The sequence below is a fragment of the Pseudomonas sp. JDS28PS106 genome (assembly GCF_036706555.1).
GTDB lineage: Bacteria > Pseudomonadota > Gammaproteobacteria > Pseudomonadales > Pseudomonadaceae > Aquipseudomonas.
This window is the reverse complement of record NZ_JBAJGT010000016.1, coordinates 64236-87210: the sequence shown is the minus strand read 5'-3', so window position 1 is coordinate 87210 and position 22975 is coordinate 64236. Positions and strand designations below refer to the sequence as shown.

At 62.6% G+C, this 22975-nt stretch carries 18 protein-coding genes and 1 pseudogene; 17 read left to right on the top strand and 2 right to left on the bottom strand.

The annotated features are described in order from the left end of the window. Positions 1–3 precede the first annotated feature (3 nt). The 8 genes from trmD to TRP66_RS20795 all read left to right on the top strand — a co-directional run bounded on the left by trmD (position 4) and on the right by TRP66_RS20795 (position 10123). Positions 4–756, top strand: coding sequence for a tRNA (guanosine(37)-N1)-methyltransferase TrmD (gene trmD, locus TRP66_RS20830; protein WP_333406680.1), 753 nt, complete (start codon positions 4–6; stop codon positions 754–756). 45 nt (positions 757–801) lie between these two features. Then, complete coding sequence (gene rplS, locus TRP66_RS20825) at positions 802–1152, top strand: 50S ribosomal protein L19 (protein ID WP_027902605.1); 351 nt, start codon at positions 802–804, stop codon at positions 1150–1152. A gap of 97 nt (positions 1153–1249) precedes the next feature. After that, positions 1250–2146 carry a site-specific tyrosine recombinase XerD gene (gene xerD, locus TRP66_RS20820; protein WP_333406675.1) on the top strand — a complete coding sequence of 299 codons (897 nt, stop codon included), beginning with the start codon at positions 1250–1252 and terminating at the stop codon, positions 2144–2146. Positions 2147–2291: 145 nt separating this feature from the next. After that, on the top strand, positions 2292–3032 hold the full coding sequence (gene dsbC / locus TRP66_RS20815) for a bifunctional protein-disulfide isomerase/oxidoreductase DsbC (protein ID WP_333406673.1): 741 nt from the start codon (positions 2292–2294) through the stop codon (positions 3030–3032). Positions 3033–3112: 80 nt separating this feature from the next. Then, complete coding sequence (locus TRP66_RS20810) at positions 3113–4417, top strand: homoserine dehydrogenase (RefSeq protein ID WP_333406671.1); 1305 nt, start codon at positions 3113–3115, stop codon at positions 4415–4417. A gap of 105 nt (positions 4418–4522) precedes the next feature. Further along, complete coding sequence (gene thrC / locus TRP66_RS20805; RefSeq protein WP_333406669.1) at positions 4523–5932, top strand: threonine synthase; 1410 nt, start codon at positions 4523–4525, stop codon at positions 5930–5932. Positions 5933–6127: 195 nt separating this feature from the next. Further along, positions 6128–9682, top strand: a complete 3555-nt coding sequence (locus TRP66_RS20800; RefSeq protein ID WP_333406721.1) for an ATP-binding protein — start codon at positions 6128–6130, stop codon at positions 9680–9682. Between the two features lie 144 nt (positions 9683–9826). After that, positions 9827–10123: a DUF3509 domain-containing protein gene (locus TRP66_RS20795; protein WP_333406667.1), complete on the top strand. Its 297-nt coding sequence runs from the start codon at positions 9827–9829 to the stop codon at positions 10121–10123. Positions 10124–10317: 194 nt separating this feature from the next. Here TRP66_RS20795 and TRP66_RS20790 read toward each other — a convergent pair whose 3' ends face one another. Continuing rightward, on the bottom strand, positions 10318–11136 hold the full coding sequence (locus TRP66_RS20790; RefSeq protein ID WP_333406719.1) for a TIGR02285 family protein: 819 nt from the start codon (positions 11134–11136) through the stop codon (positions 10318–10320). Between the two features lie 228 nt (positions 11137–11364). Between TRP66_RS20790 and TRP66_RS20785 the strand changes: the two genes are divergently transcribed. The 3 genes from TRP66_RS20785 (at position 11365) to TRP66_RS20775 (ending at position 14874) form a co-directional block, all read left to right on the top strand. Continuing rightward, the gene (locus TRP66_RS20785; RefSeq protein WP_333406665.1) at positions 11365–11907 is read left to right on the top strand and encodes a YaeQ family protein; all 543 of its coding nucleotides are present in this window, start codon (positions 11365–11367) and stop codon (positions 11905–11907) included. A gap of 54 nt (positions 11908–11961) precedes the next feature. Beyond that, positions 11962–13677, top strand: a complete 1716-nt coding sequence (gene recJ, locus TRP66_RS20780; protein WP_333406662.1) for a single-stranded-DNA-specific exonuclease RecJ — start codon at positions 11962–11964, stop codon at positions 13675–13677. 90 nt (positions 13678–13767) lie between these two features. Then, complete coding sequence (locus TRP66_RS20775; RefSeq protein WP_333406660.1) at positions 13768–14874, top strand: NADH:flavin oxidoreductase/NADH oxidase; 1107 nt, start codon at positions 13768–13770, stop codon at positions 14872–14874. 58 nt (positions 14875–14932) lie between these two features. On the opposite strand, the gene TRP66_RS20770 is transcribed toward TRP66_RS20775, so the two are convergent. Next, on the bottom strand, positions 14933–17026 hold the full coding sequence (locus TRP66_RS20770; protein ID WP_333406658.1) for a PAS domain-containing protein: 2094 nt from the start codon (positions 17024–17026) through the stop codon (positions 14933–14935). A gap of 251 nt (positions 17027–17277) precedes the next feature. Between TRP66_RS20770 and TRP66_RS20765 the strand changes: the two genes are divergently transcribed. The 6 genes and pseudogenes from TRP66_RS20765 to TRP66_RS23705 form a co-directional block, all read left to right on the top strand. Then, positions 17278–18012: a tellurite resistance TerB family protein gene (locus tag TRP66_RS20765; protein ID WP_333406656.1), complete on the top strand. Its 735-nt coding sequence runs from the start codon at positions 17278–17280 to the stop codon at positions 18010–18012. A 317-nt stretch (positions 18013–18329) separates the two neighbouring features. Then, complete coding sequence (locus TRP66_RS20760) at positions 18330–19952, top strand: methyl-accepting chemotaxis protein (protein WP_333406654.1); 1623 nt, start codon at positions 18330–18332, stop codon at positions 19950–19952. Positions 19953–19960: 8 nt separating this feature from the next. Further along, a complete protein-coding gene (locus TRP66_RS20755; RefSeq protein WP_333406652.1) occupies positions 19961–20497 on the top strand; it encodes a chemotaxis protein CheW in 537 nt (178 codons plus the stop codon). Continuing rightward, positions 20494–21780 carry a protein-glutamate O-methyltransferase CheR gene (locus TRP66_RS20750; protein WP_333406651.1) on the top strand — a complete coding sequence of 429 codons (1287 nt, stop codon included), beginning with the start codon at positions 20494–20496 and terminating at the stop codon, positions 21778–21780. Before TRP66_RS20755 ends, TRP66_RS20750 begins: the two co-directional genes overlap by 4 nt. Then, positions 21777–22466, top strand: coding sequence for a chemotaxis protein CheW (locus TRP66_RS20745; protein WP_333406650.1), 690 nt, complete (start codon positions 21777–21779; stop codon positions 22464–22466). The genes TRP66_RS20750 and TRP66_RS20745 overlap by 4 nt, the downstream gene beginning before the upstream one ends. Beyond that, positions 22463–22880, top strand: a pseudogene (locus tag TRP66_RS23705) (Hpt domain-containing protein); the annotation flags it as partial. The gene TRP66_RS20745 and the pseudogene TRP66_RS23705, both read left to right, overlap by 4 nt. Positions 22881–22975: the final 95 nt, after the last annotated feature.

Genomic DNA, 22975 nt, shown 5'->3' with positions numbered 1-22975 from the left:
GCCATGGCAAGCCTACGCATAGAAGTCATCAGTCTGTTCCCGGAGATGTTTTCCGCCATCAGTGAATACGGCATAACCAGCCGTGCGGTGAAACAGGGGCTCATGCAGCTTACCTGCTGGAATCCGCGGGATTACACCACTGATCGGCACCACACCGTGGATGATCGCCCGTTTGGCGGTGGCCCCGGCATGGTGATGAAGATCAAGCCCCTGGAAGATGCGCTGGTTCAGGCCAGGCAGGCAGCGGGGGAGGCGGCGAAGGTGATTTACCTGTCGCCACAAGGCCGCAGACTGGATCAGTCGGCGGTACGCGAACTGGCGCAAGAGGAAGCGATTATCCTCATCGCCGGTCGTTATGAAGGCATTGACGAGCGTTTTATTGATGCTCATGTCGATGAAGAGTGGTCGATTGGTGACTATGTCCTGTCCGGCGGCGAGCTGCCGGCGATGGTGCTGATCGACGCGGTTACGCGACTGCTGCCTGGAGCTTTAGGGCATGTGGACTCCGCGGAGGAAGATTCCTTCACGGACGGTCTGCTGGATTGCCCGCATTACACCCGACCCGAGGTGTATGCGGATCAGCGTGTTCCCGACGTGTTGCTGAGTGGCAATCACGCGCACATCCGGCGTTGGCGTTTGCAGCAGTCCCTAGGAAGGACCTACGAACGACGAGCCGATCTTCTGGAAAGCCGCTCGCTTTCTGGAGAAGAGAAGAAGCTGCTGGCGGAATACATCCGCGAGCGGGACGATAGTTAACGTATCGATGGTAGATCCAGACCGGATTACCTTAGGAGCACCAGCATGACCAACAAAATCATTCTTGCCCTCGAAGCAGAGCAGATGACCAAAGAGATCCCTACCTTTGCCCCGGGCGACACCGTTGTCGTTCAGGTGAAAGTAAAGGAAGGCGACCGCGCTCGTCTGCAGGCCTTTGAAGGCGTTGTAATCGCCAAGCGCAACCGTGGCGTCAACAGTGCTTTCACTGTTCGCAAGATCTCCAACGGCGTTGGCGTTGAGCGTACTTTCCAGACCTACAGCCCGCAAATCGACAGCCTGGCTGTGAAGCGTCGCGGCGACGTTCGCAAGGCCAAGCTGTACTACCTGCGCGACCTGTCCGGTAAAGCAGCTCGCATCAAGGAAAAACTGTCCTGATACAGTTTTTCGATGCAAAAAAAGCAGCCTGAGGGCTGCTTTTTTATTGTCTGCTGTTTGATGATTGCACCTTGTTTTTTCCTCCTGCCGAGTCCTCATGCCTGCCATCGACCATCCTCTGATCGACCGTTTTCTGGATGCCCTGTGGCTTGAAAAAGGTCTCTCCGACAATACCCGAGACGCCTATCGCAGCGATCTGGCGCTGTTCAACGGCTGGTTGCGCGAGCGTGATGTCGAGTTGGCCGACGCGAGCCGCGATGCGATCCTCGATCATCTGGCCTGGCGCGTCGATCAAGCCTACAAGCCTCGCTCGACCGCGAGGTTTCTCTCGGGCGCGCGTGGCTTCTACCGCTACCTGCTGCGCGAGAAGCTGATCGGTGTGGATCCGACCTTGCAGGTCGACATGCCACAGCTGGGTAAACCTCTGCCCAAGTCGCTGTCTGAGGCCGACGTCGAAGCCTTGCTGGCCGCGCCCGATCTGAGCGAGCCTATCGGCCAGCGCGACCGAGCCATGCTGGAGGTCCTGTACGCTTGCGGGTTGCGCGTGACCGAGCTGGTGAGTCTGACGCTTGAGCAGGTCAACCTGCGTCAAGGCGTATTGCGGGTGATGGGCAAAGGCAGCAAGGAGCGGCTGGTGCCCATGGGCGAAGAGGCGATTGTCTGGGTCGAGCGTTACCTGCGCGGCGCGCGGGACGAATTGCTGGGCGGACGTCCGAGTGATGTACTGTTTCCGAGCCTGCGGGGCGAGCAGATGACCCGACAGACGTTCTGGCACCGGATCAAGCATCAGGCCACTGTGGCCGGCATCGGCAAGGCGCTCTCGCCACACACCTTGCGGCACGCGTTCGCCACCCATTTGCTCAATCATGGCGCCGATTTGCGCGTGGTGCAGATGTTGCTGGGACACAGCGATCTGTCCACGACCCAGATCTACACCCACGTGGCGCGCGCCCGCTTGCAGGAACTGCATGCCAGGCATCATCCTCGCGGATAAATCCCCACGTATTTTACGGCCCGTCGTACGTCATGTCGGGTCGGTCTGGCAGGCCTTATGTGATAGGCTTTGCCGGTTTCGCAGATCAAGACCCGCATGGCTCGTCCCGACCCGTGCGGGGCTGTCCGCCGCTATAGGAGTTTTCATGCGTTTGCCCCAGATATTCGCCGCCGCTGTCGTCGCGCTGGCCGGCACCTTCAGCACTTTCGCCATGGCCGCTGCGGCACCTGAACAAGCCATCCGCAAGACCCTTGAATCACTCCAGCTCGAAGTGCCGGTGGAGAGCATTGCCGCCAGCCCCTTGAACGACCTGTACGAGGTCAAGCTCAAGGGCGGCCGTGTGCTGTACGCAAGCGCCGACGGCCAGTTCGTCATGCAGGGCTATCTGTTCCAGATTCAGAACGGCAAGCCGGTCAACCTGACCGAGAAGACCGAACGCCAGGCGATCTCCAAGACCATCAACGGCATTCCGGCAGGCGAGATGGTCGTCTATCCGGCGGTGGGCGAAACCAAGTCGCACATCACTGTATTCACCGACACGACCTGCCCTTATTGCCACAAGCTGCACGAGGAAGTCGGGCAACTGAACAAGCTGGGCATTGAAGTGCGTTACCTCGCGTTCCCGCGTCAGGGCCTGGGTTCGCCGGGCGACCAGCAATTGCAGGCAGTCTGGTGTTCCAAGGACCGCAAGGCGGCCATGGATCGCATGGTCGATGGCAAGGACATCAAGGCCGACAAATGTGAAAACCCGGTCGGCAAGCAGTTCGAAATGGGTCAGTCGATCGGCGTCAACGGCACCCCGGCGATCATCCTCGCCGACGGTCAGCTGATCCCCGGCTACCAGCCGGCGGCCCAGATCGCGAAACTGGCGCTCGGCGCCAAGTAACACGTCATATTGGAGCCGCACGCGAGTGCGGCTGATTTCACGGTCGGCCGAGGGGCTGGCCGTTTCAGGGGAGTTCATCAGTGAAACCGGTCAAAGTAGGCATTTGTGGGCTGGGTACTGTCGGTGGCGGTACCTTCAACGTGCTTCAGCGCAACGCCGAGGAGATTGCCCGTCGTGCCGGGCGTGGCATCGAAGTGGCGCAGATTGCCGTTCGTACGCCGAACCCCAATTGCCAGATTGCCGGTACCCCAACCACCGCGGATGTCTTCGCGGTCGCGACCAACCCGGACATCGACATCGTCGTCGAGCTGATCGGCGGCTACACCGTGGCCCGCGAACTGGTCCTCAAGGCCATCGACAACGGCAAGCACGTGGTCACCGCCAACAAGGCGCTGATCGCGGTGCACGGTAACGAGATCTTCGCCAGGGCCCGCGAGAAGGGCGTCATCGTGGCGTTCGAAGCTGCGGTAGCCGGCGGCATTCCGGTGATCAAGGCCATTCGCGAGGGTCTGTCGGCCAACCGTATCAACTGGCTGGCGGGCATCATCAACGGCACCGGCAACTTCATCCTGACCGAAATGCGCGAGAAAGGCCGGGCGTTCCCGGACGTGCTGGCCGAAGCCCAGGCCCTGGGCTATGCCGAAGCCGATCCTACGTTCGACGTCGAAGGTATCGACGCCGCGCATAAGCTGACCATCCTCGCTTCCATCGCATTCGGCATTCCGCTGCAATTCGACAAGGCCTATACCGAAGGCATCGCCCGGCTTACCACCGCCGACGTGAACTATGCCGAGGCGCTGGGCTATCGCATCAAGCATCTGGGCGTCGCCCGCAGCACGGCGCAGGGCATCGAGCTGCGCGTTCATCCGACGCTGATCCCCGCCGACCGCCTGATCGCCAACGTCAACGGCGTGATGAACGCCGTCATGGTCAATGGTGATGCTTCCGGTTCGACGCTGTTCTACGGCGCGGGCGCTGGCATGGAGCCGACCGCGTCGTCGGTGGTCGCCGATCTGGTGGACGTGGTTCGTGCGATGACCTCGGACCCGGAAAACCGCGTGCCGCACCTGGCTTTCCAGCCCGACTCGCTGTCAGCTCATCCGATCCTGCCGATCGAGGCGTGCGAAAGTGCCTACTACCTGCGTATCCAGGCCAAGGATCATCCGGGCGTGCTGGCTCAGGTCGCCAGCATCCTGTCCGAGCGCGGGATCAACATCGAGTCGATCATGCAGAAGGAAGTCGAGGAGCAGGACGGTCTGGTGCCGATGATTCTTCTGACCCACCGTGTGGTCGAGCAGCGTATCAACGACGCCATTACCGCGTTGGAAGCCCTGCAGGATGTCGTTGGCCCGGTGGTTCGCATCCGAGTGGAACATCTCAATTAATTGATTAGCTGCAAGCCACGAGCGACAAGCCGCAAGAAAGGAAACTCTACTCAACTTGCAGCTTGTAGCTTGTAGCTTGAAGCTCAAACCGAAGGTTTGAAGAACATGCGCTATATCAGTACTCGCGGCCAAGCGCCTGCATTGAATTTCGAAGACGTCCTGCTGACCGGCCTCGCCAGCGACGGCGGCCTCTACGTGCCTGAAAACCTGCCGCGCTTCACTCAGGAAGAGATCGCTTCCTGGGCCGGCTTGCCGTACCACGAACTGGCCTTCCGCGTGATGCGCCCCTTCGTGGCCGGCAGCATTCCGGATGCCGACTTCAAGAAGATCCTCGAAGAAACCTACGCCGTATTCGCCCACAGCTCGGTGGCGCCCCTGCGTCAACTGAACGGTAACGAATGGATCATGGAGCTGTTTCACGGCCCGACCCTGGCGTTCAAGGACTTCGCCCTGCAACTGCTCGGTCGTCTGCTGGACTACGTCCTCGCCAAGCGCGGAGAGCGGGTCGTGATCATCGGCGCCACCTCGGGCGACACCGGCTCGGCGGCCATCGAAGGTTGCCGTCACTGCGAAAACGTCGACATTTTCATCCTGCATCCGAACAATCGGGTGTCCGACGTGCAGCGCCGACAGATGACCACCATCTTCGGTGACAACATCCACAACATCGCGGTCGACGGCAACTTCGACGACTGCCAGGAAATGGTCAAGGCCAGCTTCGCCGACCAGGGCTTCCTGAAGGGTACGCCTCTGGTGGCGGTCAACTCGATCAACTGGGCGCGGATCATGGCCCAGATCGTCTATTACTTCCACGCGGCCCTGCAGTTGGGCGGCCCGGCGCGTTCGGTCGCTTTCTCGGTGCCGACCGGCAACTTCGGCGACATCTACGCCGGCTACCTGGCGCGCAACATGGGCCTGCCGATCAGTCAGCTGGTGGTCGCCACCAACCGCAACGACATCCTGCACCGCTTCATGAGCGGCAATCAGTACGTCAAGGAAACCCTGCACGCGACCCTGTCGCCGTCCATGGACATCATGGTGTCGTCGAACTTCGAGCGTCTGTTGTTCGACATGCATGGCCGCAACGGCGCGGCCATCGCCGAGCTGATGGCGAACTTCCGTCAGGGCGGCGGCTTCAGCGTCGAGGAAGACCGCTGGACCGAGACCCGCAAGCTGTTCGATTCGCTGGCTGTCAGCGACGAGCAGACCTGCGAAACCATCGCTGACGTCTTCGCCAAAACCGGCGAAGTGCTCGATCCGCACACCGCCATCGGCGTGCGGGCCGCCCGCGAATGCCGCCGCAGCCTGGACACGCCAATGGTGGTGCTGGGCACCGCGCATCCGGTCAAGTTTCCTGACGCGGTACTCAAGGCAGGCGTCGGCAAGGCGCTCGAACTGCCCGCGCATATGGCCGACCTGTTCCAGCGCGATGAGCGCTGCACCGTATTGCCGAACGATCTGAAAGCCATACAGGCGTTTGTCAGCCAGCACGGAAATCGCGGCAAACCACTCTGACGGAATCGTCGTGTAACAACTTAGGGCCCGCCATTTGGCGGGCCTTCTCGTTCTGGCGTGCCAAACTTCGGCGTAGCATTTCAGATGAGTGAGTCAGTGGTAGTGAAGCAGGAAAGCAGCCAAAACGGAGTCGGGAAGGCAGGTGCAGGAACGGTATGGTATGCATGGAGCGCTGCCTTTTTGCTGCTTTTGCTGATGATGGGGCAGGGCGCTCAAGGGGCGCAGAGCCTGCCCTTCAAATTGGGCCCTCCGTTCATATCGCTCCCGGACCTGCCCGTCGATGACAGCGACCGCGCCTGGCTCGATCAGCGCAAGGCGCTGCGCGTGGGTATTGCGATTGCTGACTACGAGCCTATCGACATCACCAGCGACCAGAACCGCTATCAGGGCATCAGCGCCGATTATCTGAGTCTGGTCGGCGACGCCCTGAACGTTCCAATCCAGGTCGTAGGCTTCACCAAGCGCGAGCAGGCCATCGAGGCCTTGCAGCGTGGCGCCATCGATATCCTGTCCAGCGCCAATGGCTTCGAGCGTGGTGTCGAGGGTCTGGCGTTTTCCACCGATTACATGCCAGATCGCGCGGTGGTGGTCGGGCGCGGCGACGATCAGGGTTCGTGGTCGGCGCTGACCGGCAAGAAAGTGGTGCTGCTGGACGGATATGCCGACACTGAGGTGGTCCACAGGGCTTATCCCGGGACCGACATCATCATTGCACCGAATCTCAACAGCGCGCTGGAGGCATTGAGTCAGGGCGAAGTGGACGCCTTCATCGGCAACGAGGTGATAGTCCGTGCGTATAACGCCCTGCGACCTTATCTCGGCCTGCAGATCAAGACCGAGAGCGCACTGCCGCCCACGGGTTTTTCCTTCGCTGTCCGAAGCGACGAAAGCCGTCTGCTGGAGCTGATCGATCAAGCGCTGGCCCGGCTCGATGCGTCGGTTCGCCGGGAGGTCATGGCGCGCTGGACGATCGGCCTGAACGCAGACATCGTCGGCCAGCGTCTCATGCTGACCAAGGCGGAACGGGCCTGGATCCGTCGTCATCCCAGCGTCACCATCGCTGCCACGCAGCAACCGCCCTATCTCTACAACGACATGAACGGCAACTGGGTGGGACTCAATGCCGATATCCTCGCCCGCATCTCGCGCATGACCGGCCTGCGCTTCAGCTTCAAGGAGGCGCCTTCCACTGAAGCAGTGATCAATCTGCTGCAGGCAGGGCACGCCGAGATGAACACCACGCTGGCGGAAAACGCCGAGCGGCGCCGCTTTCTCGATTTCACTTACTCGTTCGGGGGCAACAGCTGGGTGTTCGTGGTCCGGGCCGACAGGTCGTCCAAAGTTTCGCTGGCGAATCTGACCGACAAGGTGCTGGCGTTGCCGGCGAAACACGCGCTGGAAGAGTCCATCAGGCAGGAGTACCCGCGGATACGTCTGCAATTGGTCGCCACCTATGACGAAGCCCGGCGGCTGGTGGAGGACGGCAAGGCCGACGCCACCATCCAGAACGAAGCGGGCGCGTATCTCTATCCGCCGGGAGAACTCAAGGTTGGCCGCAGCGTAGACGGGAAGTGGTCGCCGGACCGCTTTTCGGTCGTCAAGTTGCAGCCTGAACTGCTGAGCATCCTGAACAAGGCGCTGGAAGAGTTTCCGGTCGCCGAGATGCGCTCCATTCGCATGAAATGGCTGGGTGCGGTACTTCCGCAACCTTCGGTGTGGAATCGCGTGCCTTCCTGGGTTATCTGGGTGGTGGCCCTCGCGGTGCTGGTCGGCCTGGTGTCGCTGGTTTGGAGCAGTCGGCTCAAGGCGCAGATCGGACAGCGCTTGCGAGCCGAACAGCAGCTCAACGACCAGCTTGCCTTCAAACAGGCGTTGTTCGACGGGATCCCGACACCTATCTATGTGCGAGACCTGCAAGGACGTCTGGTTTCGTGCAACCGCAGTTACGAAGACAGTTTCGGCGTCAGCTTCGAGCAAATGAATGGTCGTCGCCTGATCGATGTCGACCTGATCCCCCGCCCGGTCGCGGAGCAGATGCATGCCGATTATCTGAAACTGCTCGAAGACCGGCAGCCGTCGTTCGTCGACCGGACCCTGGAACTCAACGGCAAGCGAGTCGATGCCTGGCAATGGACCGTGCCTTTCTACGCCGCCGATGGGCAGATCCAGGGGCTTCTGGGAGGGTGGGTCGACATTACCGAGCGCAAGCGCCTGGAGATGCAGCTCGCCGAAGCGCTGCGCAGCGCAGATCAGGCCAGCGAGGCCAAGAGCGCGTTTCTGGCCAGTATGAGCCATGAGATCCGCACCCCCATGACGGCGATCATCGGCTTGCTGGAACTTGAATGCGCCGAAGCACAGCGTCGCGGTGCCGTCCCGTCACAGGGATTGCAAGTTGCTCATCGCTCGGCGCAGGAACTGGTCGCGCTGATTGGCGACAGTCTGGACCTGGCGAAGATCGAGGCGGGAGGCATGCGCCTGTCTCTGGCAGTCACCGATCTCGAAGAAATGCTCCAGGGCATGGTTGCCTTGTTCTCGGCTCAGGCGCAGGGCAAGGGGTTGGCGCTGGTGCTGGATTTCGACCCGCACGCCACGGGCCATTACTGGCTGGACCCGATGCGTTTGCGCCAGGTGCTCCACAACCTGCTGGGCAATGCGATGAAGTTTACCGAGCAGGGCTCGATCACCTTGAGCGTGAAGGTCATCGAGGTCTGCGCGGACGGATCACGACTGCGTTTCAGCGTTCGTGATACCGGGCCTGGCATAGCGCCGGAAAGACTGCTCGAAGTCTTCGAGCCTTTTACCCAGGCCAGTGACGAGATCGCCGCGCGCTATGGCGGCAGCGGGCTGGGGCTGAGTATCGCGCGCCAGCTCGTTGCGCTGATGCACGGCGAGCTTCGCTTGCACAGTCAGCCGGGGCAGGGCACCGAAGCGGTGTTCGAACTGACCCTTGGCCGACTGGTGAACAGCGTCAAACGCCAGGAACCGGGCTGGCATGCACCCGGCGATGAGCGAAGCCTGCGCGTGCTGGTCGTCGATGACCTGTCGGCCAACCGGCTGGTGCTGACCCGGCAACTGGAGCATCTGGGGCATGATGCCACGGCGGTCGACAGCGGCGAGGCCGCGTTGCAGATCTGGCGCGAGCGACCCTTCGACGCAGTGCTGACCGACTGCAATATGCCGGGTGTTTCCGGTTATTCGCTGACTCAGGCCATCCGCGACATCGAAACGCAGGAGCAACGCGAGCGCTGCTTCGTGGTCGGGTGCACCGCCAACGCCATGAGCGACGAGAAGGATCGCTGCCTGCAAGCCGATATGGACACCCTGCTGGTCAAGCCGTTGTCGCTTGAGCGACTGGCCCAGGCGCTGGCGCCCGCCGCACATGGGCAGGCCTTCGACATTCGCATGTTGCAACGCATGACCCAGGCCAGCGCCGAGCAGATGCAGCGGCTGCTGCGGGAACTGCGGAAAAACCTGTGCGAAGAGCGGGAGACCCTGAACCAGGCGGTTGCCAGTCGCGACTGGGAAACCTTGACTAACGCCTTGCATCGGCTCAAGGGCGCGGCCAGTCTGGTCGATGCAGCCAGCCTGGCCCAGGCTTGCGCGGCGCTGGATGTCTGTGCCAGAGAGCAGGACGAGGAAACGCTGATGCCGCGCTGGACTGCGCTGGATAACGCCATCACCCGCTTGCGGGCCGACGTCGAAGCGCATCTGGCGAACGTCCCGGCCGCCGACTTGCGCGAAGGTGGATGAGCGCTGCGTGTTCTGTCTGTCACATAACGCAGGCATGCTCGATGCTGGACGATGAAGTGAATCGAGCCTGTGGGAGAACTTTCTGCTGGCCGCCACGGTCAGTGATAAGCACCTTTGCATTCAAACTGTTGAGTGGTGATCTAGATGGAAAATATCAGCTTACTGCTAAGCGAAGCGCTGGCTCCCTATCAGGCCAGCCTTGGTCCGGAAGGTACTCGGGGCGAACGTCTGGTGACCCTGAAAGATGCAGCCGGTGCCATTGTGATCGAGCGCAGCTTTACTGCCGATCAATTGCGCGACAAGCGCCAGCTCACAGATGTGGTTGACGGTCTGCACCGGGATCTGATGGTTGCCGAAGGCCGTCTCGAACCCTGCGTCATCGCTGCCATGCGCCACGCGGCGCCAGCCCAGGCTTTCGTTGCCGCTCCCGCTTTTTCCTGAGAGCCGGAACCTTTCTGGTCACCGGACGCTCCTAGAATTACGACAGCACGATCATTGCGCTCCGATGATCCCGATCCTCGACCCCGGATCTCTCGCTGTCGCACGGACCCATCTGGTCCCGTTGACCCCGGACAGGCTCCCCACTGTCCGGGGTTTCTTTTGAGCGGCTCCCGCAGAGCGACTCTGGCGACGGCTCAGTGGCCCTCGAAGAATGCCTTGGCGTCGCGCAGGTAAGCCGTGCGCTGGGCCGGCTCCAGCCACTGCGCGTAGAACTCCATCAGGCTGGTTTCACGCAGCGTGCGCATTTCCCGATTGATGATTTCAATGGCCTTGCGCCCTTGCGGCGTGTCGGAGCAGCCGATGTGAGCGTACTGGTAAGGCGGGTTGCCCTTGATTGGCAGAAACGTCAGTTGCTCGAAGTCCAGTCCCTGCTGCAGCGCCTGATAGCGCGCCTCCGTCCGGAAACCGAGCAGGGCTTGCAAGCGCCCCAGGCGTTCCATCTGCAACAGACTGCCGACCGCTTCATCGGCATAGTGGCGACTCAACGCGGAAGCGGGGCTGTCGGCCAGAATCTGATCGGTCACCGTGCCATAGCTGCGGCGCGCCACGACGCCGACCTTGAGGCCGGAGGTGTTCAGCAGGGCGCGCAGGTCGACCTGGCCCTCATCCAGGTAGGGCGCGAAGCGGGGCAGCTCGGATTTGCGCACGATCAGGCCGCTGCTCACCAGCATGTAGACTGGAATGGAGAACGCGATATAGCTGGCGCGCTCGGCAGTCCAGAGCAGGGTCGGATCGCAGCTGGATGGATGCTCGATGAGCATCTGCATGCTGCGGGCGCGGTTGACGTGGATCAGCACATGATCGTAATCGGGCATGCGGGCCATCAGCAGCGGCATCAGCCGGTCGATCACCCCCTGACCCTGAAGCGGGCCGGCGACAATCGTCGAGGGCGGAAGGTCGCGCAGCAGCCAGGTGAGCGTTTCCCTTGCCTGGGCGGCGAAGGGTGCAAGCATGCACACCAGCAGGACCGGCAACCACCGGATCGGTCTGAAGCAGCTCGATTGCGGGATTCGGACGGGCATTCGCGGGCTTCAGTCCTTGAAAACATTGGATGATGGCTACAAATAGCCCTGTGTCCTGGTGCCGGTCAAGATCTTTACCCCTTCACAACGACCGGCGAGGTCGTTCGTTGCGCGCGCATCGGGTAGACTTGCCGCCTTTTCCGTATTCCAGAGCCCATCATGGCCCAGCCGTCGACGACCTACAAATTCGAACTGAACCTCACCGACCTGGATCGCGGGGTGTATGAAAGCGTCAAGCAGACCATCGCCCGTCATCCTTCGGAGACCGAAGAACGCATGACCGTGCGTCTGCTGGCCTATGCCCTCTGGTACAACGAACAGTTATCGTTCGGTCGGGGCCTTTCGGAAGTGGACGAACCGGCGCTGTGGGAAAAAAGCCTGGATGATCGCGTCCTCCACTGGATCGAGGTCGGCCAGCCCGATGCCGAGCGCCTGACCTGGTGTTCCCGTCGCACCGAGCGCACCAGCCTGCTGGCGTACGGCAGCCTTCGGGTCTGGGAAGGCAAGGTGGTCCCGGCGGTCAAAACCCTGAAGAACGTCAACATCGCTGCTGTGCCTCAGGAAGTGCTGGAGGTGCTGGCCAAGGACATGCCCCGGGTCATCAAATGGGATGTGATGATCAGCGAGGGCACGGTGTTCGTGACCGACGACCGCGGCCAGCATGAAGTCCAGCTGCAATGGCTCGCCGGCGAGCGAGGCTGATCCGCCCGTCTGCCGCACTGTTCAACGTGACGACAAGAGAATTTGCAAAACCGAATGCGCATCGAATCCCGCCTGCTGCCCGACACCCTGCCTTTCCTCGGCGACCTGCCGCCGCTGCTCACGCGCCTCTACGCGGCGCGTGGCGTTGCATGCGCGACCGAACTGGATAAAAGCCTGGCGCGATTGGTCCCGTATCAGCAGCTCAAGGGCATTGACGCCGCGGTGGATCTGCTGGTCAAGGCGCTCGAACAGCGCCAGCGGCTGCTGATCGTCGGCGACTTCGACGCCGACGGCGCGACGGCCAGCACGGTAGGCGTTCTCGGTCTGCGGCTGCTGGGCGCGGAGCATGTCGACTATCTGGTGCCGAATCGTTTCGAATACGGCTACGGCCTGACGCCGGAAATTGTCCAGGTGGCGCTGGAGCGTGGGCCACAACTGTTGATTACCGTCGACAACGGCATTTCCAGCGTCGAAGGTGTGGCTGCCGCCAAGGCCGCCGGCCTCGAGGTGCTGGTGACCGACCACCACTTGCCGGGCCACGAATTGCCTGCGGCAGACGCCATCGTCAATCCGAATCAGCCGGGTTGTACATTCCCCAGCAAATCACTGGCGGGCGTGGGCGTCATTTTCTACGTGTTGCTGGCGCTGCGTGCCCGGTTGCGCGCCGATGGCTGGTTCGAGCGCACCGGGCGCGCCGAGCCGAACCTCGGAGAACTGCTGGATCTGGTCGCGCTGGGCAGCGTGGCTGACGTGGTGCCGCTGGATGCCAATAACCGAATTCTGGTTCATCAGGGGCTGATGCGCATCCGCGCCGGACGCGCACGCCCAGGGCTGAAAGCCATTCTGGAGGTGGCGCGCCGCGAGCCGTCGCGCATTACCTCGACGGATCTGGGCTTCATCCTCGGACCCCGGCTCAATGCGGCGGGACGGCTGGACGACATGAGCCTGGGGATCGAATGCCTGTTGTGCGACGATCCTGTGCTGGCGCGGGAAATGGCCACGCAACTGGATGAGCTTAACCAGGACCGCAAATCCATCGAGCAGGGCATGCAGCGTGAAGCGCTGGCCCAGCTCAAGGACCTGCCGGTGGAGTCCATGCCGTTCGGTCTGTGCCTGTTCGACGCCGAGTGGCATCAGGGCGTGATCGGCATCCTGGCCTCGCGTCTGAAGGAACGCTACCACCGCCCGACCATTGCCTTCGCCAGTGCCGGCGAAGGAGTGCTCAAGGGTTCGGCGCGTTCGGTGCCCGGCTTTCATATTCGCGACGCGCTGGACGCCGTGGCGGCGCGTCATCCCGATCTGATCAGCAAATTCGGTGGTCACGCGATGGCCGCCGGGCTGTCGCTGCCGGAAGAAAACTTTCCTGCTTTCGCCCAGGCGTTCGATGAGGAAGTGCGGCGCCAGTTGTGTGAAGAAGACCTGACCGGTCGTCTGCTGTCGGACGGCTCGCTGGCGGTCGAGGAATTCCATCTGGAACTGGCCCGTGCGCTGCGCAACGCGGGGCCGTGGGGCCAGCATTTCCCCGAGCCGATGTTTCATGGTGTATTCGAGCTGGTGGAACAGCGCGTGGTCGGGGAGCGGCACCTCAAGATGGTGCTCAGGACCGAATGCGGTACGGTGAAGCTGGACGGCATCGCCTTCGGCGTGGACCGCGACATCTGGCCCAACCCGACCATCCGCTGGGTGGAGCTGGCCTACAAGCTGGACCTCAACGAGTTCCGGGGCAACGAAACCGTGCAATTGCTGGTGGCGCACATCGCCCCGCGATGAGCCGGAACCCCTCCGACCCTCGAGTTGTCGACTAGGCTCTGTCTACGAAGAATCAATCTGGACGCCTGATTTTCAATTCGAGAGGTCGCCATGAGCCTGCTGCTTGAACCCTACACCCTGCGCCAACTGACCCTGCCCAATCGCATCGCCGTTTCACCGATGTGCCAGTACTCCAGCGCCGACGGACTCGCCAATGACTGGCACCTGGTGCACCTCGGCAGCCGTGCGGTAGGCGGAGCGGGTCTGGTGATCACCGAGGCGACGGCGGTGACCGAAGACGGGCGGATCACGCCGCAAGACCTGGGCCTGTGGAACGACGAGCAGATCGAAGGCTTGCAGCGCATCACCCGCTTCATTACTGCCCAGGGTTCAGTGGCCGGAATCCAGCTGGCCCACGCCGGTCGCAAGGCCAGTACCTGGCGGCCATGGTTGGGCAAACACGGCAGCGTGCCGCACAGCGAAGGCGGCTGGACGCCGGTCGGTCCCTCGGCCATCGCTTTCGATCCCCAGCACACCGTGCCGACCCAGCTGAGCGAAGGTCAGATCCAGGGTATCGTCCAGGCGTTCGTGGATGCCGCGCGTCGCTCCCTGATCGCGGGCTTCAAGGTGGTTGAAGTGCATGCCGCCCACGGTTATCTGCTGCACCAGTTCCTGTCGCCACTGAGCAACCAGCGCACCGATCAATACGGCGGCTCCTTCGAGAACCGTATCCGCCTGACCTTGCAGGTCACCGAGGCGATCCGTGATATCTGGCCAGACGAACTGCCAGTGTTCGTACGCGTGTCGGCGACCGACTGGGTCGAAGACGGCTGGAACCCGGACGAGACCGTGGAGCTAGCCCGTCGCCTCAGGGCCTTGGGCGCGGACCTGGTCGATGTGTCCTCGGGCGGTACCGCGGCCAATGCGGAAATCCCGGTTGGCCCCGGTTACCAGACTCGTTTCGCCGAACGCGTTCGCAAGGAGTCAGGCATTGCGACCGGCACAGTCGGGATGATCACCGAACCGGCACAAGCCGAGCATATCCTGCGCACCGGCCAGGCCGACATCATCCTGCTGGCCCGCGAACTGTTGCGCGATCCTTACTGGGCACTGCACGCCGACGACGACCTGGGCGGTCGCAAGGCGACCTGGCCTGCGCAGTACCAGCGCGCCACACACCGCGACCAACCGATCCACGAGTCCGATCTTCGGGATTGATGCTGTAGGAGCCAGCTTGCTGGCGATAGGTTTATCGCCAGCAAGCTGGCTCCTACGGTTACGTGGCCGGGCCATCCAGCAGTCCGGTCACCCTGGCGTTCAGCGCCGCGATGGAAAAGGGTTTGGGCAATATGTGCATGCCCGGTTCCAGCACGCCGTCACCCAATGCTGCGTTCTCGGCGTAACCGGTCACGAACAATACTTTCAGATCTGCGCGCAGCAGCCGTGCGGCATCCGCCAGTTGCCGGCCATTCATGCCGCCGGGCAGGCCGACGTCGGAAATCAACAGATCGATGGTCGCGTCCGATTGCAGGATGACGAGGGCCGCGGCCCCATGCTCGGCTTCCAGTACCCGACAGCCCAGCTCTGACAACACCTCGGAAATCAGCGAGCGCACGGCCGGCTCATCGTCCACCACCAGAACCGTCTCGCCGCCGGCCGCCTTGGCGATCAAAGGCTCATCGGCAGCGTCGGCATCGCTGCACAGAACCCTCTCGTCCAGCATGGGCAGAAAGATCCGGACTTCGCTGCCGCGCCCGAGGCTCGAAATGATGCTCACACCGCCGCCTGACTGCCGGGCAAAACCATAAATCATCGACAGGCCCAGGCCCGTCCCCATGCCGATGGGCTTGGTGGTGAAAAATGGATCGAAGGCACGGCTGACCACGTCCGGCGACATTCCGGTGCCGGTATCGGCCACCGACAGGGCCACGTAGCGGCCGGGCGTCAGTTGCAGTTTCTGGGCAGCGCTTGCGTCCAGCCGCAGGTTGCTGGTTTCGATCCGCAGACGGCCGCCGTCCGGCATGGCGTCCCGGGCGTTGATGCACAGATTGAGCAGGGCATTTTCCAACTGGTGAGGATCGACCATGGTGGCCCACAGGCCGGGGGTGCCGTTGACACGCATGTCGATGGCCGGGCCGACCGTACCGCGAATCAGCTCTTCCATGCCTTGCACCAGCTCATCGACGTCGGTCGGCTTGGGCGCCAGCGTCTGACGACGCGAGAACGCCAGCAGACGATGGGTCAGCGAAGCGGCACGCCGCGAGCCTTCCAGTGCCGCACCGATGTAGCGGCCCAACTCGGTGAAACGACCCTGATTGACCCGGCTCTGCAGCAATTCGATATTGCCGGAGACGCCCATCAGCAGGTTGTTGAAGTCATGAGCAAGTCCGCCGGTGAGCTGGCCGACGGCTTCCATCTTCTGCGATTGGCGCAGAGCTTCCTCGGTAGCCCGCAGCGCTTCGGAGCGTTGCTTTTCATGGGTCATGTGCTTGCCCAGACCGAAAATCATTCCGTTGCCCGGCGCGGCGGTCCAGCCGATCCAGCGCCAGGTGCCGTCGGCGTGCAGGTAGCGGTTTTCGAACAGCGGCAGTACCTGCCCGGTCGCGTGCTCCAGCGCCCCCTGAGTGCTGGCGCGGTCGTCGGGATGCACCAGATCAAGGATCGAGGTCCCGATCAGCTCGCGGGGATCACGTCCCAGTACCGTACTCCAGGCCGGGTTGACCCGCAGAAAGATACCGTTGAAATCGATCATCGCCAGAAGATCCGGTGATATCTGCCAGAAGGTATCCAGTTCGACGGTGCGCTGGGCCAGCATGGCGGCCTGACGACGCTCAAGATTCATGAGGTCGTCGATCAGTCGCAGCCGCTTGTGCTCGCTGGCGTCCAGCGCCTGGCGATTGAGCACATGCTGGGTCGTTTCGTTGGTGCTGCAGAACATGCCGACGATGCAGTCCTGTTCGTCGTACAACGGGGAAAACGAAAACGACCACCAGGTCTGCTCAATTTCGCCATAGCGGGCCATGGTCAGGGGCAGGTCGACACACTGGAAGGGCTTGCCGGCCAGCGCGTCGTCGACCATGGGGGCCACTTGATCCCAGACGTCCGACCACAGTTCGGGAAGCCGGGCGCCGATGGCCCGCGACAGGCGGGGGCCTAATATCGGGGCGTAGGCATCGTTATAGAAAAAGAGCAGCTCCGGACCCCACACCAGATACATGGAGTCCGGCGAATTGAGGATCAGGTTGAGCGCGACTTTCAGGGATGACGGCCAGAGCTCTCGAGGCCCCAGCGATGTCCGGCTCCAGTCCCTGGCCCTGATGATCCTGGCCGCCTCGCTGTCGCCGGCCGGAAACCCGTTCTGCGGACTCACTTCAGATCAGCTCCCGTAGAAATACGCTGCGAACGTAAGACATTCATACGAATAGGTCGCAAAAGGATACGGTACATATAAGTGGTCGACAGGCATTGTCCGATGTTTAGTGCCGTTGGGGAATGGGTAGCGACGTACGATTGTCGGTCGCAGCCCGCAACATTCCGAATCACACCCTTTGTCGTACGCTGGAAAATATTCCTTACGCTGCCGGTCAATGAATCATCTGACAAACTTTGTGGAGGTTTCTTATGAATACGCGCGGCTTACTGGATCAACTGCTCAAGTCCGGACAGTCCATGCTGCAAGACAAGGTCAGCGCAAAGCCGGGCAAGCGGTCGTCCGGCAACGATTCGCTGGTCGGTGGGCTGAGCAGCCTGCTGGCCGGCGGCAAGACCTCGAGTGGCGGGCTGGGCGGTCTGCTGTCGGGAGCGGGCGGCGGCGCACTGGCGGCCGGCGCGATGAGTCTGCTCAGGGGCAAGGGCGCGCGCGGCATGGGCGGCAAGGCGTTGACCTATGGCGGGCTGGCGGCCCTGGGCGTACTGGCCTACAAAGCCTTCGAGAACTGGCAGGCGAGTCAGGGGCAGGCCGGTCGCACCGAACCCCAGACCATCGACCGGTTGCCGGAAACCGAAGCTGAAGTCCACAGCGAGGCGATTCTGCGGGCACTGGTCGCGGCGGCCAAGGCTGACGGTCATGTCGACGAGCGCGAGCGTGAATTAATCGAAGGCGAGTTTTCCAGGATGGGCACCGACCAGGATTTGCAGCAGTGGCTGCATGCCGAACTGAACAAGCCGCTGGACCCAGCGGAAGTGGCTCGCGCCGCGCGCACCCCGGAAATCGCCGCCGAAATGTACATCGCCAGTGTCATGCTGGTGGATCAAGAGCATTTCATGGAACGCGCCTATCTGGACGAACTGGCCCGCCAGCTCAAACTGGAACCGGGACTCAAGGCCGAACTGGAAAACCAGGTGCGCAACGCCTGAGGCATGTATCCCGTGTAGGAGCCAGCTTGCTGGCGATCTGCCGCGCAGCGGCAGCAAGAGCGGACGGTTGGCAGGTATCAAGAATCGCCAGCAAGCTGGCTCCTACGAGAGGGAACACTCCTGCCGGGCAGTGATGTTTCTGCGATCGCTGCCGATATCCCCTCTACACGCCATCGCGCGCCGACTCGCTTTTCCATGACGGGTGAGACGCAACGCTTTTGCTTGGGCGGCTGGGCTATACTCCCGCCGCCGGGACCGCTCGTCGGTCCGCTTCTTGAACACGGCTCTGGCCGTCGTTGAACTCTTGAGGGCTGACTGTGAAGAACTGGACCCTGCGCCAACGGATTCTGGCGAGCTTTGCCGTCATCATCGCAATCATGCTGCTGATGGTGGTCGTTTCCTACTCGCGCTTGTTGTCCATCGAATCCAGCGGAGAACAGGTCCGCCAGGACGCATTGCCCGGCGTCTACTACAGCACGCTGGTGCGCAGCGCCTGGGGCGAAAGTTACATTCGCACCTTGGAGCTGATCGGCGAAGGCAAAGCGCGTCCCCTTACCGCGCAGGAAAAGGAACAGTTCGCCGGTTTCGAAGAGAATCTGCAAACGCAGATCGACGGCTACAAACAGTCGATTTTCGACGAATCCGACCGGGCCAATTTCGCCGCCTTCGAGAAGCGCCGCGAGGCCTACTCCAGATTGCTGGCCGAGGTTCATGCCGCCTATGAACGGGGCGATTACCCGGTCGCGCGCGCCGAATTCTACGAGCAGGTCAACCCGGTCTGGTCCGAGGGGCGTCGCCAGCTCAACGACATCATCGTCGCCAACAAGCAACTGGCCGACAGTGCCAGCCAGAACATCGTCAACGCTGTGCTCGGCGCCAAGATCAGCATGGTGATTTCCCTGCTCTTGGCGGTGCTGGCCGCCGGGACGTGCGGCCTGCTGCTGATGCGTTCGATCATCGCGCCCATGGAGCTGATCGTGCGAATCCTGGGTGTGATGCGAACCGGCGACCTCAGCTCGCGCCTGAAGCTGGACCGCAATGACGAATTCAATGCGGTGGAGACTGGCTTCAACGACATGATGACCGATCTCAATGCGCTGGTGGCCCAGGCGCAGCGCTCCTCCGTGCAGGTCACCACCTCGGTGACGGAAATCGCTGCAACGTCGCGTCAGCAGCAGGCGACGGCGACCGAGACGGCCGCGACCACCACTGAAATCGGCGCGACATCCCGCGAGATCGCCGCGACCTCGCGGGATCTGGTACGCACCATGACCGAAGTCACCAACGCGGCTGACCAGGCCTCGATCCTCGCCGGCTCCGGCCAGCAAGGCCTGGCGCGCATGGAAGACACCATGCATCAGGTCATGGGCGCCGCCGATCTGGTCAACGCCAAGCTGGCGATCCTCAACGAGAAGGCCGGCAACATCAATCAGGTGGTGGTGACCATCGTCAAGGTCGCCGACCAGACCAACCTGCTGTCGCTCAACGCCGCCATCGAAGCAGAGAAGGCCGGCGAGTACGGTCGTGGGTTTGCGGTAGTGGCCACCGAAGTGCGCCGTCTGGCCGATCAGACCGCGGTCGCCACTTACGATATCGAGCAGATGGTGCGCGAGATTCAGTCGGCGGTATCGGCCGGGGTCATGGGCATGGACAAGTTCTCCGAAGAAGTACGGCGCGGAATGTTCGAGGTCACTCAGGTGGGCGAGCAGTTGTCGCAGATCATTCATCAGGTCCAGGCGCTGGCACCGCGGGTGTTGATGGTCAACGAAGGTATGCAGGCCCAGGCCACCGGTGCCGAACAGATCAATCAGGCGCTGGTGCAACTGGCCGACGCCAGCAGCCAGACAGTGGACTCGCTGCGTCAGGCCAGCTCCGCCATCGATGAGCTGAGCCAGGTCGCGGCCGGACTGCGCGGCGGCGTCTCGCGCTTCAAAGTCTGAGCCAGCGGATGATCGATCATCTGGCGAAAAGCGCCGGGCCCGTGCGGGTCCGCGACAAGCTGTTTCTGCTGTTTCGCATTGGCGAGGAGCGCTACGCGCTGGAGGCGACCGAGATCGTGGAAATCCTGCCGCGTCGCCGACTCAAGGCCATCGCGCAGGCGCCGGACTGGGTCGCGGGTATCTTTGCGCATCGTGGCGAAATCGTTCCGGTGATCGACATCAGTGCCTTGAACTCCGGTGTGCCTGCGCAACCGCGCACCAGCACGCGTATGGTGCTGGTCAACTATCGCCACGATGACCGGCATCCGGCGCAGTTGCTGGGCCTGATTCTGGAGCAAGTGACCGAAACCCTGCGTTGCCCGGCCAGCGATTTCAAGGAATACGGACTCGACAACCGGCTGGCTCCCTACCTTGGGCCGGTTCGCGAAGACGCCCTGGGCCTGTTGCAATGGATCGACGTGCAGGAGTTGCTCAGCGAGCCGGTTCGCGAGCTTCTGTATCCGGTCACGCCCATCGATCTTGAGCGACTGGAGGATGCGCGGTGAGCGACGACGCGCGCTTCTTCGGATTCCTCAAGGAACGCATCGGCCTGGATGTCGCATCGGTCGGCGAAGCCATCGTCGAACGAGCACTGCGCCAGCGGGCGGCCGCATCCGGCGCAGCGGACAGTGACGCCTACTGGCAGCTGCTGATCAGCTCGGCGCAGGAACAGCAGGCCCTGATCGAAGCGGTGATCGTGCCGGAAACCTGGTTTTTCCGTTACGCCGAATCCTTCGTCACCCTCGGCAGACTGGCGAATGCGCGCCTGGCCTCGCTCGCCGGCGCGCGGCCGCTGCGAATCCTCAGCCTGCCGTGCTCGACCGGCGAAGAGCCGTACTCGATTGCAATGGCCTTGTTCGACGCCGGACTCGCAGCCGGCCAGTTCAAGATCGACGCCATGGACATCAGCCCTTTGTCCATCGAACGCGCCAGACGCGGCCTGTATGGAAAAAACTCGTTCCGGGGAGCCGATATCGGCTATCGCGATCGCTATTTCACACAAGGTGAGCAGGGCTATCAGATTGCCGAGCGGGTTCGCGAGCGCGTGGATTTCCAGCCGAGCAACCTGCTCGATCCGAACCTGCTGGCTCGCGCCAGCTACGACTTCGTGTTCTGCCGAAATCTGGTCATCTATTTCGATCAGCCGACCCAGAAGCATGTGTTCGAAGTGCTCAAGCGCCTGACTTTGAACGACGGAGTGCTGTTCATCGGTCCCGCAGAAGGCAGTCTGCTGGCAGGCATCGGTATGCGCTCCATTGGCGTGTCTCAATCCTTCGCCTTCCGCCATGCGCCCGTGGAAAGCGCGCAGGTGGCGGCCGCGCCAAGTGCCGCCACGGCCCAGCGACGACTGAAAGCCCCCATCGAGGTGCCGCGCCCGGTGTCGCGCCCGGCGTCGCATCCTGTCCCGCGCCTTGGCACGCCGACCCCGCGTATCCCGAACAGGCCGGCGTCCAGCGACGGGGGCGAGGCGGCCGAGCTGCTGGCGAGTATCGCGCGGTTCGCCAATGAAGGTCGCAGCGCCGAAGCGCGCTCGGCGTGCGAGCGCTATCTGCACACACATGAGCCAGTCGCCCAGGTGTTCTACTGGCTGGGTCTGCTCGCCGAAGTGGACGGACAGGCCGCGCAGGCGCAAGGTTTCTACCGCAAAGCGCTGTACTTGCAGCCGCAGCATGTCGAGTCGCTCGCACAGCTGGCCGCGTTGCTGGCGGCACAGGGAGACGTGGCAGGCGCGCGGCGCTTGCAGGAACGGGCCGCGCGTGGCGCAGATCGGCAAGGAACCGAGCGATGAATGAGTCCTCCAGCCTCTACAGCCTGAACCGCGACGCCGACGACGTCATCGACGATTGCTGGAACCGCATCGGCGTCCACGGTGATCGTTCGTGCCCGCTGCTGCCGGAGCATATTCATTGCCGCAACTGCGCGGTGTACTCGGCCGCTGCTACGCGCTTGCTGGATCGCTATGCGCTGGTCCAGGACCTGCGCGACCAGATACAGGTCACCGAGCTTGCGCGCGATCTCAAGACCCGCTCGATCCTGGTGTTTCGCCTCGGCGAAGAATGGCTGGGCCTTGCGACCCGCTGCCTGTCGGAGGTCGCGCCACTACAAGCCATTCATTCGCTTCCGCACCAGCGTTCCCGCGCCTTGCTTGGCGTGGCCAATGTGCGCGGAGCGCTGGTCGCCTGTATTTCCCTGGTCGAACTGCTCGGGCTGGACAGCCAGCCGGTGGCGTCGACTTCGACACGGATCGTGGCGCGCATGCTGATCCTGGCGGCGGAGGGCGGGCCGGTGGTCGTTCCTGTGGACGAAGTCGAAGGCATTCACCGCATGGAAGAGCGGGTGCTGGACAATGCTTCGACGTCCGGCACCCACGCCAACGCCCGGTTCACCCGCGGCGTGCTGCAGTGGAAAGATCGCAGTCTGCGTCTGCTGGATGAGCAGGAACTGCTGTCGGCCGTTTACCGGAGCCTCACATGACACCGGATCAGATGCGCGACGCCTCGCTGTTCGAGCTGTTCAAGCTGGAAGCCGAAGCCCAGACCCAGGTCTTGAGCGCCGGCCTGCTGGCACTCGAACGCAGCCCGACTCTGGCCGACCAGCTCGAAGCCTGCATGCGCGCGGCCCACTCGCTCAAGGGCGCGGCGCGGATCGTGGGCGTGGATGCCGGCGTGAGCGTCGCCCATGTCATGGAAGACTGTCTGGTCAGCGCCCAGGACGGCCGCCTGTTGTTGCAGCCTGAGCATATCGACGCGCTGCTGTTCGGCACCGACCTGTTGATGCGCATCGCCACACCCGGTGACAACCCGGTCAGCCAGAGCGATGTCGAGGCTTACGTACAGCGGCTGGAAACCTTGCTCGCTTCGGGCGCCGGTGCCGCGCGTTCGGTGACGATGCCATTCGCCGAGCCGGCCTCACCTGCGGCTTTCGACGTTCCGTCAGCGACGGCGCCGCTCCCTGAGCAAGCGCCGGAGGTAACCCTGCCGCTG

Excerpts from the sequence above, each read along its gene's own strand:
- trmD (WP_333406680.1), top strand. The coding sequence starts at position 4 with ATGGCAAGCCTACGCATAGAAGTCATCAGTCTGTTCCCGGAGATGTTT.
- rplS (WP_027902605.1), top strand. The coding sequence starts at position 802 with ATGACCAACAAAATCATTCTTGCCCTCGAAGCAGAGCAGATGACCAAA.
- xerD (WP_333406675.1), top strand. The coding sequence starts at position 1,250 with ATGCCTGCCATCGACCATCCTCTGATCGACCGTTTTCTGGATGCCCTG.
- dsbC (WP_333406673.1), top strand. The coding sequence starts at position 2,292 with ATGCGTTTGCCCCAGATATTCGCCGCCGCTGTCGTCGCGCTGGCCGGC.
- thrC (WP_333406669.1), top strand. The coding sequence starts at position 4,523 with ATGCGCTATATCAGTACTCGCGGCCAAGCGCCTGCATTGAATTTCGAA.
- TRP66_RS20800 (WP_333406721.1), top strand. The coding sequence starts at position 6,128 with ATGATGGGGCAGGGCGCTCAAGGGGCGCAGAGCCTGCCCTTCAAATTG.
- TRP66_RS20795 (WP_333406667.1), top strand. The coding sequence starts at position 9,827 with ATGGAAAATATCAGCTTACTGCTAAGCGAAGCGCTGGCTCCCTATCAG.
- TRP66_RS20790 (WP_333406719.1), bottom strand. The coding sequence starts at position 11,136 with ATGCTTGCACCCTTCGCCGCCCAGGCAAGGGAAACGCTCACCTGGCTG.
- TRP66_RS20785 (WP_333406665.1), top strand. The coding sequence starts at position 11,365 with ATGGCCCAGCCGTCGACGACCTACAAATTCGAACTGAACCTCACCGAC.
- recJ (WP_333406662.1), top strand. The coding sequence starts at position 11,962 with ATGCGCATCGAATCCCGCCTGCTGCCCGACACCCTGCCTTTCCTCGGC.
- TRP66_RS20775 (WP_333406660.1), top strand. The coding sequence starts at position 13,768 with ATGAGCCTGCTGCTTGAACCCTACACCCTGCGCCAACTGACCCTGCCC.
- TRP66_RS20765 (WP_333406656.1), top strand. The coding sequence starts at position 17,278 with ATGAATACGCGCGGCTTACTGGATCAACTGCTCAAGTCCGGACAGTCC.
- TRP66_RS20755 (WP_333406652.1), top strand. The coding sequence starts at position 19,961 with ATGATCGATCATCTGGCGAAAAGCGCCGGGCCCGTGCGGGTCCGCGAC.
- TRP66_RS20745 (WP_333406650.1), top strand. The coding sequence starts at position 21,777 with ATGAATGAGTCCTCCAGCCTCTACAGCCTGAACCGCGACGCCGACGAC.